10 protein-coding genes, 1 tRNA gene and 1 pseudogene are annotated in these 16805 nt (G+C 55.4%); 8 read left to right on the forward strand and 4 right to left on the reverse strand.

The genetic code is table 11. The features are described 5' to 3' along the window. Positions 1 to 33: 33 nt before the first annotated feature. A complete protein-coding gene (locus AC4OVU_RS18310) occupies positions 34 to 2172 on the reverse strand; it encodes an ornithine decarboxylase (protein ID WP_039272057.1) in 2139 nt (712 codons plus the stop codon). A gap of 181 nt (positions 2173 to 2353) precedes the next feature. Here AC4OVU_RS18310 and AC4OVU_RS18315 point away from each other — a divergent pair, with 181 nt between their 5' ends. Continuing rightward, positions 2354 to 3067, forward strand: coding sequence for a DUF554 domain-containing protein (locus tag AC4OVU_RS18315; protein WP_017692680.1), 714 nt, complete (start codon positions 2354 to 2356; stop codon positions 3065 to 3067). 95 nt (positions 3068 to 3162) lie between these two features. After that, positions 3163 to 3238: transfer RNA gene (locus tag AC4OVU_RS18320), tRNA-Phe, on the forward strand. Between the two features lie 74 nt (positions 3239 to 3312). Here AC4OVU_RS18320 and AC4OVU_RS18325 read toward each other — a convergent pair. Further along, positions 3313 to 5096: pseudogene (locus AC4OVU_RS18325) on the reverse strand (hybrid sensor histidine kinase/response regulator). After that, positions 5093 to 5725: a response regulator transcription factor gene (locus AC4OVU_RS18330; RefSeq protein WP_017692678.1), complete on the reverse strand. Its 633-nt coding sequence runs from the start codon at positions 5723 to 5725 to the stop codon at positions 5093 to 5095. The pseudogene AC4OVU_RS18325 and the gene AC4OVU_RS18330 overlap by 4 nt, the downstream one beginning before the upstream one ends. Positions 5726 to 5900: 175 nt before the next feature. Here AC4OVU_RS18330 and AC4OVU_RS18335 point away from each other — a divergent pair, with 175 nt between their 5' ends. Both AC4OVU_RS18335 and AC4OVU_RS18340 read left to right on the forward strand, forming a co-directional pair. Continuing rightward, complete coding sequence (locus AC4OVU_RS18335) at positions 5901 to 6215, forward strand: lipoprotein (RefSeq protein ID WP_017382737.1); 315 nt, start codon at positions 5901 to 5903, stop codon at positions 6213 to 6215. Between the two features lie 116 nt (positions 6216 to 6331). Continuing rightward, complete coding sequence (locus AC4OVU_RS18340) at positions 6332 to 9379, forward strand: autotransporter family protein (protein WP_063150878.1); 3048 nt, start codon at positions 6332 to 6334, stop codon at positions 9377 to 9379. A 61-nt stretch (positions 9380 to 9440) separates the two neighbouring features. Here AC4OVU_RS18340 and AC4OVU_RS18345 read toward each other — a convergent pair whose 3' ends face one another. Beyond that, on the reverse strand, positions 9441 to 9968 hold the full coding sequence (locus tag AC4OVU_RS18345) for a helix-turn-helix transcriptional regulator (RefSeq protein WP_045324834.1): 528 nt from the start codon (positions 9966 to 9968) through the stop codon (positions 9441 to 9443). 668 nt (positions 9969 to 10636) lie between these two features. Between AC4OVU_RS18345 and pgaA the strand changes: the two genes are divergently transcribed. Genes pgaA through pgaD form a run of 4 tightly spaced genes read left to right on the forward strand, consistent with a single transcriptional unit; the run spans position 10637 to position 16776 of the window. Then, positions 10637 to 13075 carry a poly-beta-1,6 N-acetyl-D-glucosamine export porin PgaA gene (pgaA, locus tag AC4OVU_RS18350; RefSeq protein ID WP_110293063.1) on the forward strand — a complete coding sequence of 813 codons (2439 nt, stop codon included), beginning with the start codon at positions 10637 to 10639 and terminating at the stop codon, positions 13073 to 13075. 8 nt (positions 13076 to 13083) lie between these two features. Continuing rightward, the gene (gene pgaB, locus AC4OVU_RS18355; protein ID WP_110293062.1) at positions 13084 to 15021 is read left to right on the forward strand and encodes a poly-beta-1,6-N-acetyl-D-glucosamine N-deacetylase PgaB; all 1938 of its coding nucleotides are present in this window, start codon (positions 13084 to 13086) and stop codon (positions 15019 to 15021) included. Further along, complete coding sequence (gene pgaC, locus AC4OVU_RS18360; RefSeq protein WP_015571860.1) at positions 15014 to 16345, forward strand: poly-beta-1,6-N-acetyl-D-glucosamine synthase; 1332 nt, start codon at positions 15014 to 15016, stop codon at positions 16343 to 16345. Before pgaB ends, pgaC begins: the two co-directional genes overlap by 8 nt. Beyond that, positions 16342 to 16776, forward strand: coding sequence for a poly-beta-1,6-N-acetyl-D-glucosamine biosynthesis protein PgaD (pgaD, locus tag AC4OVU_RS18365; protein WP_015571861.1), 435 nt, complete (start codon positions 16342 to 16344; stop codon positions 16774 to 16776). Before pgaC ends, pgaD begins: the two co-directional genes overlap by 4 nt. The last annotated feature ends 29 nt before the right edge of the window (positions 16777 to 16805 follow it).

Genomic DNA, 16805 nt, shown 5'->3' on the forward strand with positions numbered 1-16805 from the left:
GCCGGGTGGCGCTAACGCTTACCCGGCCTACGTTCAGACATTCAATACGTATCCATACAGCCGCTTAATCCCGTCCGCATCTTTCTCGCTGTAAACGCCCTGCAACTCTGGCGAGAAACCCGGCAGCATATTAATGCCCTCTTCCAGCGCCAGGAAATAGCGCTGTACTGCTCCACCCCAGACTTCCCCGGGCACCACACACAGCACGCCCGGCGGGTATGGCAGCGCACCTTCGGCGGCAATGCGTCCTTCGGCGTCACGAATACGCACCAGTTCGACGTTCCCGCGAATATACTCCTGGTTGGCATCCTGCGGGTTCATCACCACGGCAGGCAGGCTCTCCTCACGGAACATCGCCTTCTGTAAATCCTTCACGTTAAAGCTGACGTAGAGGTCGTGCATCTCCTGGCACAGCTGACGGATCGTGTAGTCGCGGTAACGCACCGGGTATTTCTGACAGATGGTCGGAAGCACATCCGCGAGCGGTGTGTCGTCTTCAATATGCTGTTCAAACTGCCCCAGCATTGCCACGAGCTGCATTAGCTTCTCCGCGCTCTCGGCTGGCGTCAGCAGGAACAGGATGGAGTTGAGATCGCACTTCTCCGGCACAATGCCGTTCTCGCGCAGGTAGTGGGCGAGAATGGTCGCCGGAATACCGAAATCGGTATAGTGCCCTGTTTCAGCATCAATGCCCGGCGTGGTCAGCAGCAGCTTGCACGGATCGACGAAATACTGCTCGCGGGCATAGCCTTCAAAACCGTGCCATTTTGCACCCGGTTCAAAACTAAAGAAGCGACGCTCGCTGGCGATAGCCAGCGTGGGGTGATCCTGCCATGGCCGCCCCGCCACCACCGGCGGGATAAACGGTTTGATCATATTGCAGTTGGCGATGATGGCCTTGCGTGCTTCAATGCCCAGCTCGACGCACTCCGCCCACAGCCTGCGTCCGCTCTCGCCCTCGTGGATCTTGGCGTTCACGTCCAGCGCAGCAAACAGCGGGTAAAACGGGCTGGTGGAGGCATGCAGCATGAACGCATTGTTCAACCGCTTGTGCGGGCAGAAGCGCGACTGACCGCGAATATGGTTATCCTTTTTATGGATCTGCGACGTTTGCGAGAACCCGGCCTGCTGCTTGTGGACCGACTGGGTCACGAAAATTCCCGGATCGTTCTCGTTCAGTTCCAGCAGAAGCGGAGACGTTTCCGCCATCATCGGGATAAATTGCTCGTAGCCGACCCAGGCGGAGTCAAAGAGGATGTAGTCGCAAAGGTGACCGATCTTGTCGATCACCTGACGGGCGTTGTAGATCGTGCCATCGTAGGTGCCGAGCTGAATGATCGCCAGACGGAACGGGCGCGCCTCGGCGGCTTTCTGCGGCGCGACGTCACGGATCAGTTCCCGCAACCAGGCCTCATCAAAGCAGTGCTCATCAATCCCGCCGATAAAACCAAACGGATTACGGGCTGCCTCAAGATAGACAGGCGTTGCCCCGGCCTGGATCAGCGCCCCATGATGGTTGGACTTGTGGTTGTTACGATCGAACAGCACCAGATCGCCACGTGTCAGCAGCGCGTTGGTCACCACTTTATTGGCCGCCGACGTGCCGTTCAGCACGAAGTAGGTTTTATCCGCGTTGAACACTTTCGCCGCGAACTTTTGCGCGTGCTTGGCGGAGCCTTCGTGGATCAGCAGATCGCCCAGCTTAACGTCAGCGTTGCACATGTCGGCGCGAAAAACGTTCTCACCGAAGAAATCATAGAACTGCCGCCCCGCCGGGTGTTTTTTGAAAAAGGCACCGTGCTGGTGACCCGGACAGGCAAAGGTGCTGTTTCCCATCGCCACATACTGGCTCAGGGTGTCAAAAAAGGGTGGCAGCAGGTTCTCTTCATACCGGCAGGCGGCAGATTCCAGTTCCAGCAATTCCTGTGCTTTACCTGAGATGATCGCCGTGACACCCTCTGGCATCTCTCCTGGCTCTGTTGAGAACATAAATACCGGTAGCTGAAAGCCCGTACGCTTCAGCAATGCGAGAATGCCGCTGTAGCTTTCAACAACCGTAATGACGACTGCCGCCACATCGGTGAAATCAGTGTTATCCAGCATAACTTTTTCGCGATGCGTAGAAACTTTGGATACCAGCTCACGGCTGACGGCAATTTTCATGGTTTTCATAAGCGCAAACACCCTCACCGAACGGTGAGACAGGAAGGAGAAAATTCGCGCAATCATGTCACCTTTTATTTTCAGGTGCAAGAAGGAATCAGTATGCGTTACGCCTCCCAAAGCTAAGCGTAATCAGGGACGAACGTGCCATAATCATGCAATGCCAGTGCTTAAATAACAGGAGTTAAACGTGGTAATTGGACCCTTTATCAATGCGGGAGCCGTATTGCTGGGCGGTGTACTTGGGGCAGTATTAAGTCAGCGCCTGCCGGAGCGTATTCGCGTCTCCATGCCTTCTATTTTTGGCCTGGCGTCGTTAGGGATTGGTATCCTTTTAGTGGTGAAATGCGCCAACCTGCCGGTGATGGTACTGGCGACGCTGCTCGGCGCGCTCATCGGCGAGTTTTGCTATCTGGAAAAAGGTATTAATCACGCGGTAGGCAAAGCCAAAAATCTGATTGCCCGACCGGGCAAGGCAAAGCACGGCACGCACGAGTCGTTTATTCAGAACTACGTTGCGATCATTATTCTGTTCTGCGCCAGCGGCACGGGGATATTCGGTTCGATGCAGGAAGGGATGACCGGCGATCCCAGCATATTGATTGCGAAAGCGTTTCTGGATTTCTTTACTGCCACCATTTTTGCCACCACCCTCGGCATCGCCGTCGCCGCGATTTGTGTGCCGATGTTGCTTATTCAGCTGGCGCTGGCCACCTGCGCCACGCTGATCCTGCCGCTGACAACGCCAGCGATGATGGCAGACTTTACCGCCGTCGGCGGCCTGTTGCTGCTGGCGACAGGGCTGCGCATCTGTGGCATTAAGATGTTTGCAGTGGTGAACATGCTCCCTGCCCTGCTGCTCGCGATGCCGCTTTCCGCGCTCTGGACGCGCTTTTTCGCTTAAGTTTGCGACGAAATGGTGAGAGAGTGTGCAGTCTGCACCGAAAGCAACAAATTTCGTTGACGCCGGAGGGAGGATCGGGTTTAATGCGCCCCGTTGCCCGGATAGCTCAGTCGGTAGAGCAGGGGATTGAAAATCCCCGTGTCCTTGGTTCGATTCCGAGTCCGGGCACCACTTATTTCGAACCCTCGCCTTTGGCGGGGGTTTTTGCTTTCTAAGCCCGCCAGAACCACTACTTCTGCATTCCCTTAACGACACCCCGACCACTGCGTCAGCAGCGCATGCAGTTTAGCCGGCTCAAGAGGCTTGCGAAGCACCAGGTAACCCTCCTGCTCCGCCTCCAGCAGAACCGGAGAATTAAATTCGCCGCTGACTATCGCGCCGCTCATATCCGGCAGACGGTCAAAAAGCGCTTTCAGGATGTCGAAGCCGCTTTCGCCCGATCGCAGGCGCTGGTCGCACAGCACGGCGAACGGCGTAAAGCCGTCGTCGATTATGGCAAACGCTTCTTCAGCCGAGGCCGCACAGCGTACGTCGATTCCCCAGACGCTCATCAGGCTCTCCCAGGCAGACGTCACCAGCGGGTCGTCATCAACGACCAGGCAGGAACCGTGCAGCGGCGCATAGCGTACCGGCGTGGCGGTGTTATCAGCGGCGGGCGGGGCATCCAGCGCGATGTCTTCGCCAGCATATTGGATAAAGCGCATCCAGAAGCGTGAGCCTTTACCTTCAATGGATTGCATTCCGTATTTCACCTTCATCAGCTTGGCACAACGGGCAACGACGGCCAGTCCCAGCCCGTGCCCGGCGCTGTCGATCTTCCATGCCAGCTCGGGGCGGTAGTAAGGTGAGAAGATTTTGCCCTTCTCTTCATCGGCGATACCGACTCCCGTGTCCCACACCTCCACCATACACTCGTCACCGCGCGGTCGGATGGCGACCAGCACCCCGCCCTGGAGCGTGTAGCGAAGGGCGTTTTGAATCAGGTTAATCAGGGACTGTCGCACCAGCAGCGGATCGCCCATCACGTCGATACGGCGTTTAGGCCGCCGGATGCACAGCCTAAGCGCGCGGCTGTTGGCCTCTTCACGAAACAGCGTGATGACCGAGTCGAGCAGAGCACTGATATCCACTTTGGTCGGGGCAGAGAGGACATTCCCGGATTCTATTTTGCTCAGATCGAGCAGAGAATTGAGCATTAAATGCACCGAGCGAACGCTCTGCTGAAGGTCAAGGAGTTGCGGCGTCAGGCTGTCGTCCCGGTTTCGGTGGAGGATGGCTTCGATCAGAAAGCCCATTGCGTGTACGGGCTGGCGCAGATCGTGGCTGGCGGTGGTCAGAAACTGATTTTTATCCAGCAATGCCTGCTCCGCGTCCTCTTTGGCCTGACGAAACTGTTCCGCAAGGCGTGAGCTTTTTTCCTCAAGCAGCGCTTGCTGAATAAAGAACGCATGGGAAGTTAACGCATGGCGGTAAATCGCGAAGCCGTAAAGCAGATTCAGCATGAGCACGATGAACATCAACTCATCCAGCCGCCAGATAATACCGAGGTTCAGCACCCCCCAGGAGGCGAAGAAAAACGCGTAAAGGTACTGATGACAGGCGTCAGATGCGTCGCATTGGCGGCGACGATGGCGGCAATGCTGATATTAAGTAACAGGGAAAAGTCAAAATTCTGCGTCTGTGGCGTAATTAAATAGAGAGATGAAATTCCCAGCCCGTGAATAAAGGCAATATTATTAATACGCGGAAGCCAGCGTCGCAGAACGTCCCTTTCACCGTTTTCTTTCGCTTCACGCTGATAGCGTCGGTGCAATATTCGTATCGCCACGGCACATAGCAGATAAATAATTATCCAGATAATCGTTGGGCCGAGGTCGTCCCCAAGCATATAAATCCAGATGGCGAAAGGAATACCAACAAAGGGCACTGCACTAAAGCTAAATACCAGCCGCAGAAAGGTGTTGTTTAGCAAACGGATCTGCGCCGGAGGAGAGATACCATCATTTTGTAAGCTCTGAAAAAACCTCATTCCGACGGTTCCTGCTTGCCATGCAGAAGCGTGATGGCTTCGACCCGGCTGTTAACGCCTATCTTTTTCAATATATTGCTGATGTGTTCTTTGACCGTGGGCTCAGAAATTGAAAGCTGGGCGGCGATGCGTTTATTTGGCAGGCCGCGCATAATCATATTTAACACGTCTATTTGTCGCGGCGTTAAGTTAAATTTACTTAACTTCTCATTATTCGTCTTAACGGAAATTTCGTTTCCCTCAGGAAACCAGGTCTGATTATCAGTGAGTGCGAAAACGGCCCGCGAGAACATCTCAGGTGGCTCGCTTTTCAATACAAAACCGTGTCCCCCGGCGGCATTAACTTTGCGCCAGATATCATTATTGTCATCCCCGCTGACCACCAGGAGTCGTACCTGTGGGTAAAGTTGCTTTACTTCTTTGAGTAATTTCAGGGCCGTTCCGGAAGAGAGCCAAAAATCGATTACCAGCAAACGTGGCGGGCCATGATCCCTAATTTGGCGGTAGCAATCATCCTCATTCGTCACCACACACGCCTGCTTAAACTGGCAATGTGTAATCAGAAAATTGGCGATGCCGCTTGCTACCAATGGATGGTCATCAACGACTAACGCATAATTCTGTCCCAAAGGAGCCTCCTTTTACCTTCGCATATCTTAGAGTACAGATGAATTATTATCTACCCACCCTACTTTAGGAGGGTTTTTTCGATTAGGAAAGAGAAATATATTATTCGCTGATTTGGGTAAAAGAAAACATAAATACAATCAGTGAAATTAACTGGTTGGATATCAAGGATAATTTATGAAAAAACCACTCATCGTTTTAACCGTTACGTTGATGCTAGCCGGTTGTTCCACGTTGAAAACCGATCAGGCTATTCCACTCCTACAGGCGGAGACCGCTAAAATGCTGGGACTGGGCTCATCGGATGAAATAACCGTATCCAACGTTAATGGCGCCCAGCCGGACGCACTGGGAGGACAAAAACTCTCTTATCGCGCCACGACAGAAAAAGGGCGTATTTTCGATTGTTCATCGATGATGATGCCGGGAATTTTAGGATCTGCACCGACGCTGAGCGCGCCAACCTGTACACCAGTTGTCACACATAAATAATTAGCACCGCATTAAAAGGCGTACTGAAATAACGCCTTTTACGTTATCTGACGTATCTGAGTTTTCATATAAAAACGATGTTCCTGACATCATGCTAATGAGTACGGAGATAGCCCGTGAATAACTCTACATCACATTCTTTAGCGGTTAAGACACCGCTTTCCAGACTTTACCTCGCTCTATTTTCCGCGCCGCTGTTACTTTTTTTACCTGCCGATGTCGCGCGTGCAGCCGATGCCTTTTTTGATGGCGAGTCGCGTATTACCGAAACGCTGGGTTACACCGGAGATGTTTATGTTGGACGTAACCAACGCGGAAACCTGCTGATCGATAATGGCAAAATCACCGCCTATAACATCAATATCGGTCGGCTGTTCGACGGCAAAATTTATGAAAGCGTGGTCACGGTCCGTGGGCCAGACGCTGAGCTTAACGCGGTGAACGATCGGTACGTCCTGCGCGGCGACCTGAATCTTGGCCTCGGCACCCTGCGAGTCGAAGAGGGCGCGCTGGCAAGCGCGAAGGAGATCGTTGTCGGCACCACCCGCGGCTACGACAGCCACCTAATCGCCACGGGTGCCGGCTCTCGTGTGACCAGTAATTTTCTTAGCGTAGGCACCGATCTGGGCGCACGCTCCACGCTTGCGATTGAAGACGGCGCTGCGCTCAATACCGCTTACGATGCACGCATCGGCAACGGTACCGGACCGGGTGAAACCGACACGCTGAGCCCGAAAGCCACCGTCACGGGGAGCGGGTCACAGTGGAACGTTGGCCGTACGTTGACGCTTTATGGCGACCTGGACGTGCTGAACGGCGGGGTGGTTAACGTTGGCGGCGTGCAGGTGGCGGGCGTCTCCGGGGCAGGGAAAACCGCCGAGCTGGTTATTGCGGGCAAGGACTCGCGCTTTACCAGCGGCAGCAGCGTGAGCGTGGGCGATTACGGCAATGGCGTGCTGTCTGTGATTGACGGCGGTTCATTTTCCGCTGGCAGCAATGCGCTGATCGTGGGGACATCGGGTTCCGGCTCGAACCGGGGTGCGCTCATCATCGGCAGCCGCGGCAATATGGACACCGGCACGGGTTTAACTGAGCCAACGCTTGGCACGGCGGGCGGCGCAGGTACCCTCGATGCGAAGACGGCAATCAGCCTGCGTGGCGGACTGTTCGGCAGCTATGTCTACTTCAACCATACCGACGGAAATTACCTCTTCAGCAACACGATGAGCGGTGAAGGTGATGTGATCAATACCTCCGGGCAGACGACGCTGAACGGCGATCTTTCCGCACTCAAGGCGAACGTAACCGCGCGGGGCGGTAAAGTCATCATTGCCAGCAATATTAATACCCAGCCAGAAGACGATATCTTTGACGTCCAGACCCTTAGCGCGGAGAACGGCGGTACGCTGATCCTCAACGCGACGGCGGGTTCAGACGTCAGCAACGGGGTGGGTTACAGCAGTGCCGCGTCAATCAAGTCCGGCGGAACGCTGGGCGGCAACGGGACGCTGGGCCAGACCGAGATCCTGTCCGGCGGACATATCTCGCCCGGCGACGGCAATATCGGTACGTTGACGCTGAAACGCTATCTGAACTTTATCGGCGAATCCTTCTATGACGTCGATATCGCAGCAGATGGCCGCAGCGACCAGCTACTGGTATCGGGCAAAACCACCATCAGCAATCAGGCTAAGGTACAGGTCACCGCGCTGGATCCGCAAACCAGCTATAAAACGGGCCAAAGCTACCGCATTTTGACCTCCGACGGGGGAATCGACGGTGAGTTCGCCGGAGCGATCTCCAAATCCGCATTCCTCGACGTGGCGCTTAAGCAAAGCACCAACGCCGTCGATCTGACCATCGCGCAGAAAGAGACCGGTGGCGAGAATCCTGGAGGAGAAAACCCCGGAGGAGAAAACCCCGGAGGCGAAAACCCTGGCGGTGAGAATCCTGGCGGTGAAAACCCCGGAGGCGAAAATCCTGGTGGTGAAAACCCGGGCGGTGAGAATCCTGGCGGTGAAAACCCGGGCAGCGGCAAGCCGGGCATTTTCCAGACCGTGGCCCAAAGCAGCAACCAGTGGAATACCGCAGGCGCGCTCTCCACGCTGACGCAAAGCGGCCCGTCGCTGGCGCTGTATAACTCGCTGCTTCTGCTGAGCGCACCGGAAGCGCGCGAGGCGTTCAACCAGCTTTCTGGTGAAGTTTATCCGTCAATGCAGTCCAACCTGATCGCTGGCAGCACGCAGGTGTTTAACGTGTTAAACCAGCGGATGCAGCGCGCGTTTGATAACGACAGCCTGCCGATACCACCGTTAGCCATGTCGCTGGTGCAGCAGCCGGAGCCGCAAAACAATGGCGTCTGGGGCCAGACCTTCAGCTCCTGGAGCCGAAACAGCGGCGACGGTAACGTGGGCAAGCTGGACGGCAACACCACCGGCTTCCTGCTGGGGGCAGATCGCAAACTGGCGGACCATAACGTGCGTGTCGGCGGCTACTTCGGCTACAGCCGGGGTGATTATGACGTCGACAGCCGTCGCTCCTCAACGGATACCGACAACTATCACCTTGGTCTGTATGCGGCGGGTCAACAGGATGCGTTCTCCCTTCGCGGCGCGCTGGGTTACACCTGGCACAAGATCGAAGGCGAGCGCAATGTTGATTTCAGCGGCTTCTCGGATCGGCTGAAGTCAGATTACGACGCGAACTCCCTGCTGGCGTTCACCGAAGCGGGCTACCGTTTCGGCCAGCCAGACAGGAATATTGAGCCGTTCGTCAATTTATCGTACATCCGGCTGCATACCGACAGCTTCAGGGAAGACGGCGGTGCCGCTGCGCTGAGCGTCCGTAACGAAACGATGAACACCTTCTATACGACACTCGGGTTGCGCGGTGTGACCGAGTTGCCGAAGCACGTTAACCTCTACGGTTCGTTGGGCTGGCAGCACGCCTATGGCGATAAGAATACCTCTTCGCGCATGGCGTTTGCGGGCAGCGACGCGTTCATTACTCAGGGACAGGCCGTGGATGAGGATGTGATGGTCGGTGATATCGGCGTGAGCGTACAGCTGTCGCGTGCTGCGACGCTGGATGTGGGTTACCAGGGACAATATGGTGCGGATACCCGCGTCAACTCTGTTAACGCCAATCTGCGCTGGTCGTTCTGAATTATTTCCATGAAAAGAACCCGCCCTCGTGGCGGGTTTCTGCTTTTGGCTTCTGACGAAGCTAGGGATCGTTCCCAACCACGTCCAGCAGTTTGTTTTTAAAGATAAACAAACACGCCTCGTTGAAGTTACCTGCTCCTAACCGCTCCGACAGCACCGTTCGCTTGCGATAGAGGCTTTTAACCGACATATTCAGCTTATCTGCAATCTCTTCCATTGACCTCCCTGCCTTCAGCAACCTGATCATTATCGCTTCGTGTCGACTCAGCCGTAAGTTAAGCAGCCATTTGGTTGTCAGACGCCTGCCTTTCATATCAAGCACCAGATTGAATAACGACGCCATATCCGGAGCCGTAAGCGACGTGTTCATAAACAGCTTCATACTGAGAAGATCCTCCTCTCGAGGACGCATATCCAGCATAACGCAGCAGATCGTTTTTCTCGTTCTGGCCGGATGGCGTATCAGGTAATCATATAAACGGAGCGGCGTACGGCTATCAATCAGTACAGTATATTCATTTGCGTCGGTATCAAATATGTTTCTGTCTATCGAACTGAGGCAAATTATATCCGGGAAAAATAGCCGCATCCCCCTGACAAGGAAACAATCCTGAGTCACTAACACTATTGAAGTCGCCACTAACCATCCCTTTTAGATTAAAGCAAGCCCGCCTCTTAAGAAACAAGAACGCTTTCGTTTATAGCGTTTTACATTAACGGCAAATGTTTTCTGGCTTTGATCATCCCTCAATATGACATTGGTGAGCTAGACTTTTTGTAGACTATCACTCAATGCCTGGCGTTAATTATAAATAAAAAAGAATTTCAGAAAAGTCACTTCTCTGAACATTAAGAATTTTTGTCATGAAACTTCCCAAACATGCACCAGAAAGTACTTTAATTAACTCAGCAGAACTTCATTTCTAATATAAAAAAACAGGAAGAAGCAAAAGAAAAAACATTTAACATCAATCAGTTAAAAAGAACAATCCTGCACTGAATTATCTAAAAAACTTACTTCTTCCAGAATTATCTCAAAACCTCCCAGCCGCTTTTCAACTTATTTATCCCCCAACATATCGGGTGTACATTAAGCCCAATCAGACCACTGAGATGAGGGCTCATAATTACCTTTAAGTAAGTACCCCATAACGTAGCATCATTCAGATTTAATGTTCTCCTTTATGCCCTTTAACACAGAGTTAAAAGGCGGCCGTGTTATGCAATGGATTCACGATAAACAAATGGCAAATAGATATGGAAAGATCGCTTAGCTTCACTATGTTATTCTTTTATCGCACCACAATATTATTGCTCCTGCTTTTACTCTTTCCTGTTCTGGTTCAGGCTGATGAATCCGTTTATGAGCATCAGATACAACAGGCACGTAACGGTAATTACGCTCTGTTTCTTGATTACCTACAGCGCTATGAGCAACAACATGCTTTAACACCCGGACAGGTCGCGGACTGGTTACAGGTAGCCTCCTGGGCAGGACGCGATGATGAGGTTATCCGGGTCTGGCAGCGTTATGGTATTTATATGCCGCTGCCCGCTCGCGCCATCGCTGCCGTCGCCCAGTCCAGAAGAAACCAAAAAGCCTGGCCATCCGCCTTATCGCTGTGGAAAGAGGCGCTCAGCCTTGCGCCGGATAACGACGATTACCGCATCGGCTATGTTAAGACCCTGGCCGATGCCCGCAGAGATCGCCTCGCGCTTTCGGAAGCCCGGCAGCTGGTTAAGGACGCTCCTTCTCCCGCGCACCTTGAGACGCTCTCCTATGTCTGGATGCGCCAGGGAAAAAACGGGGACCGGCTGCTGGCGGACATGCGCGCGCTGAACGCCGCACCCGGGAATAATGCCCTTCTTCGCGAGACGATCGATGCGTTAACGGAAAACCGGGTAAGCACGCCCGCACTCTGGCTGTCGCAAAGTGTGGCGATGTCTCCCGCGGAGCGCCGCCGCCTTGAGCGTAACGCCGCGGCTGAAAGGGTACGCCTGGCGGATGTGCCTGGCAGAACGGAGAAAGAGCGCCTGCGGCTGGCACAAAACGCATTAGATCGTTACCAGGCCCTGCTTTCTCGCTGGCAAAACGACCCGCAGGCGGCTGAAGACGTCATCCTTGCCCGTATCGATCGGCTTGGCGCCCTGTATGCGAAGGGTGATTACCGGCAGGTCATTAGCGAATACGAGTCGCTGACGGCCGCACAGCATCCGGTGCCGGACTGGGCCATCGGCTGGGTGATCTCTGCATATTTGCAGGAGAAAAATGCCGTCGCCGCCTTCTCGCTTGTGCAACGCTATCCACACTACGCCTCCGATCCGCAGGATGAGGAGCATGCGCTTTTCTACGCCTGGCTGGATACGGGGCAGTATCAGACCGCCCGCCGCTACGTTGAGCGCGAGACCCGCAGCGTTCCCTGGACCCGCTACGATTTCGGATCCCCGACCGCTCAGCCGAACGATCGGTGGCTCACCGGACAGTCTCTCAAACTTAACTATTTGCTGGCGACCAACGCCCTGCCGGAGGCCGAAAAGCTGTCGTATCGTCTGGCGTCAACGGCGCCGGGAAATCAGGGATTACAGATTGATTATGCCGCCCTGCTTCAGGCCAGAGGCCTGCCGCGCGCGGCCGAGCAAAAGCTTAAACAAGCAGAGGCGCTTGAACCCGCGAATCTGGAGCTTGAAAAACAGCAGGCTTACGTCGCAATGGACCTTCAGGAGTGGCGTCAGATGGATTTACTGGCTGATGACGTGATTGCTCGCGCCCCCGCCGATCGCAGCGCCCGTCGCCTGGACAGGCTCAGAGCGGTCCACCACATGTCTGAGCTGCGTCTGAACGCGGGTAAAGGATTGCACTCAGATAACCCCGTCAGCGGTAGCCACGACATGAGCTGGGACGCCACGCTCTATGGCCCGCCCGTGGCGGATAACTGGCGGCTGTTTGCCGGCGCCCGCTATGCCCAGGGGAATTTCGACGAAGGTAAAGGCATCAGCCGCCACCTGTTGGGCGGCGTTGAGTGGCGCCCACGTGACCTCACGCTCGAAGCCGAGCTCTCCAGCAACCGCTATCACGGCACAAACAGGCCGGGCGCACGGCTCTCAACAACCTACAGCCTGAGTGATAACTGGCAGGTCAGCGGTAACCTCGAACACTTGTCACGTGCGACACCCTTACGGGCATTACGCAATGGGATCAGCGCCAACCGGGGTGAAGGTGGGGTGCGCTGGTATCAAAACGAGCGACGTGAATACCAGTTCAACGCCGCCGTCAGCCGCTTCTCGGACCACAACCGCCGTCAGGAATACACCCTCTCTGGGAAAGAGCGTCTCTGGCAGACCCCGACCCTGACGCTGGATCTCGAACCGGGGATCGCCGCCAGTAAAAACAGCCTGCGGAATACGCTCTATTACAACCCGGCACGGGATCTGTCCGTGACGGCTGCCCTGTCCGTTGACCATGAGATGTACCGCCACTACGACACCCTCTGGAGCCAGCAGTTCGTGGCAGGAGGGGGCAGCTACTGGCAGAAAAATCAGTCCGCGGGTGCCGTTACCCTGCTGGGTTACGGGCAACGCATCCAGTGGAACAACGTTGTCGATACTGGCGTGATGCTGAACTGGGATAAGCGCCCTTACGACGGCAAACGCGAGAGCAATCTCTCCGTCACGTTAGATGCGACTTTACGCTTTTAAGGATGAATATGCTGAACACACGTTTTTCTGTAAGCCTGATCGTCATCGGCTGGCTCTGCCTCAGCGCGAGCCTCTGCGCGCAGCCGCTCTCCTTTATGGCCCCTGAAAAGAGGCCGCAGCTGGAGGCCAGCAAACCCTGGCCGGAGAATCAGTTTCTGGTCCTGGCCTACCACGACGTTGAAGATGATGCCGCCGATCAGCGCTACCTCTCCGTTCGCACCAGCGCGTTAAACGAGCAGATAAGCTGGCTTTTGCACAACGGCTATCACGCCATCAGCGTGCAGGACATTCTGGATGCGCATGAAGGGAAAAAAGCGCTGCCGCCGAAAGCCGTTTTGCTCAGCTTTGACGACGGCTACAGCAGCTTTTACACCCGGGTCTGGCCTCTGCTTCAGGCCTGGAACGTTCCTGCGCTGTGGGCGCCGGTGGGCAGTTGGGTGGATACGCCGGCAAATCAAAAAGTTAACTTCGGCGGTCTGATGACGCCCCGCGATCGCTTTGCCACCTGGGATATGGTTCGCGAGCTCAGCCAGTCCCCGCTGATTGAGATTGGCTCGCATACCTGGGCCTCGCATTACGGCATTCCGGCCAACCCGCAGGGAAGCCGTGAACCCGCCATCGCCAACCGTTTTTTCGATAACGCGACGGGGCATTACGAAACCGATGAACACTTCAACCAGCGGATCGCCGCAGACGTACGCAAAGTCACCGATAAAATCACCCAGGTGACGGGAAAAGCGCCGCGTGCCTGGGTGTGGCCCTATGGGGCTGCCAACGGTACGTCGCTCGCTATCGCCCAGAAACAGGGCTATCAGTTGGCCTTTACCCTGGAAGACGGGCTGGGAAACGTGCGCGACCTCGGCAACATCCCGCGCCTGCTGATCGCTGGAAATCCGTCGATAAAAACCTTTGCCAACACGGTTAGCCGCGTTCAGGAGTTTGACCCGGTGCGCGTCATGCATGTCGATCTCGATTACGTCTACGATCCCGATCCGGCCCAGCAGACGAAAAACATCAACAAACTCGTCCAGCGGGTCTACGACATGAAAATCAGCCATGTGTTTCTCCAGGCGTTTTCGGATCCGCGGGGCGACGGCAGGATCGATGCGCTCTATTTCCCCAACCGTCGGCTCCCGGTCCGGGCCGATCTCTTTAATTTTGTCGCCTGGCAGCTACAAACCCGCGCGGGAGTGAAAGTCTTCGCGTGGATGCCGGTTCTCTCTTTCGATCTCAGTCCAGCCTTGCCGCGCGTGCAGCGCCGGGATCGTCAAACGGGAGCGTTGACCGTGGCCGCCGAGCCCTATATCAGGCTCTCCCCGTGGAGTCCGCAGGTTCGCCAGCAGGTGACGGAGATCTATGAAGATCTGGCCCGCTATGCCAGCTTCAATGGGATCTTATTTCATGACGATGCGGTGCTGACGGACGTTGACGATGCCGGGCAGGACACGACCCGGCAGAAGAGTCAGCGGCTTATCGGCTTTACCCGCACCCTGAGCCAGGCGGTGAAAAACATCCGTGGCCCGCAGATCAAAACCGCGCGGAACATGTTCGCGTTGCCCATTCTCGAGCCGGAAAGCGAGGCATGGTTTGCGCAAAATCTCGATGATTTTCTGGCGGCCTACGACTGGACGGTGCCGATGGCAATGCCGCTGATGGAGTCCGTCCCGGCAGAAGAGAGCAATGCCTGGCTGACGCGTTTAGTCAAAGCCGTCGCCGCACGCCCCGGCGCGCTGAGTAAAACGATTTTTGAGCTACAGGCCAGGAACTGGGCACAGAAACCGCAGCGTGCCGTAGCCGATGAACGTCTGGTGGAGTGGATGCGGGTGCTCCAGCTGAACGGCATCAAAAATTACGGTTATTACCCCGACGACTTCCTCAACAACCAACCTGATATTTCGCGTATCAGGCCTGAATTTTCTTCGTACTGGTATCCTGACAATGACTGATCGCATTATCGCCTTCTCTATTTTGTGTCTGGTATTCGGGTTGCCGTTAGGCGTAGCCGCGCTGTTTACCGGCGAACTGATTCTGGACTTTGTCTTTTTCTGGCCGCTGTTTATGTCCGTGCTCTGGGTAACCGGCGGCCTCTATTTCTGGTTTCAGCTTGAACGGCACTGGTCGTGGGATAACGCAACACCCGCCCCCGCCTTAGCCGGTGAGCCGTTAATCTCGATTCTTATTCCCTGCTTCAATGAGGAACGCAACGCACGGGAGACCATTAGCGCCGCGCTGGGTCAGCGGTACTGGAATGTGGAAGTTATCGCCATCAATGACGGTTCTTCTGATAACACGGCGGAGGTACTGCAACAGCTGGCGCGAGAGCAACCGCGCCTGCGGGTGATTAATCTCGCGGAGAACCAGGGGAAAGCCGTGGCGCTCAAGGCCGGCGCTGCGGCGGCCCGGGGCGATTTGCTGGTCTGCATTGACGGCGACGCCCTGCTCGACCGCGACACCGCGGCGTATCTGGTGGCACCGCTGATTCAGTATCCCCACGTTGGGGCCGTCACCGGGAATCCGCGTATTCGCACGCGCTCAACGCTGATTGGCCGCATTCAGGTGGGCGAGTTTTCTTCCATTATTGGCCTTATCAAGCGAACGCAGCGGATCTATGGCCGGGTCTTTACCGTCTCCGGCGTCATCGCCGCCTTTCGCCGACAGGCGCTGGCGGATGTCGGGTACTGGAGCCCGGACATGATCACAGAGGATATCGACATAAGCTGGAAGCTTCAGCTTCGCCACTGGGATATCTTTTTCGAGCCGCGGGCACTGTGCTGGATCCTGATGCCGGAGACGCTAAAGGGGCTGTGGAAACAGCGTCTGCGCTGGGCGCAGGGGGGGGCAGAGGTGTTTCTGGTTAACCTGCGCAAGATGGCCCGCTGGGAGCATCATCGCATGTGGCCCCTGTTTCTTGAGTACGCGCTATCAACGCTGTGGGCGTTTGCCTATGGGGCAACCGTGGTGTTGTTCATTCTCAGCCATATTATCCCTCTTCCCGCGAACCTGGCCGTTGCGAGCCTGTTTCCCCCGGCGTTTACCGGGCTGCTGCTGGGTGTGATGTGCCTGCTGCAATTCCTCGTCAGTTTGTATATCGAGCGGCGCTACGAGCGGAAAGTGGCAGGCTCGCTGTTCTGGGTAATCTGGTTCCCGATGGTGTACTGGATGATTGGCCTGTTTACCACCCTTGTGGCATTTCCGAAAGTCATGCTTAAACGTAAACGCGCCCGCGCGCGCTGGATCAGTCCGGACCGGGGTAAAGGGAGCATTCAATGAACGAGAATACGTTAATTTTGACTGAACATCGGCTGGCACCGCGTCTTTTCGATGCCGCATTAACGCTGATAGCCTGGGGAGGATTCCTGTTTTTCCTGTACGCCAGGCTGTGGATGCAGTTAACCGAGGAGGGCGATCACCGCTGGAGCGTGATTATCGCCTCTTTTAATACGGTGCTGGTCTATCTGCTGATTGCGGCGTTCAACGGCTGGCTGCTGATCCTGTGGTATCAGTACAATCGCCGCCGCGCGCATGTGAGGCGGCGTCATCCGGAAATGTTGCGCCATGACGAGCTTGCCCAAAGTTTTAACGTCACGCCGCAAATTATGTCCGAGATGAGCCAGTACAACCTGCTGACGGTTTACCATGACCAGATTGGCCGGATCATTGATTTGAAGATCAGCGAGCAGCAGGAAGAGGAAGAGCAGTAATGAAACGCCCCCGCAACATGCCCTGCGGG

Source organism: Enterobacter sp. 6722112 (assembly GCF_058661685.1).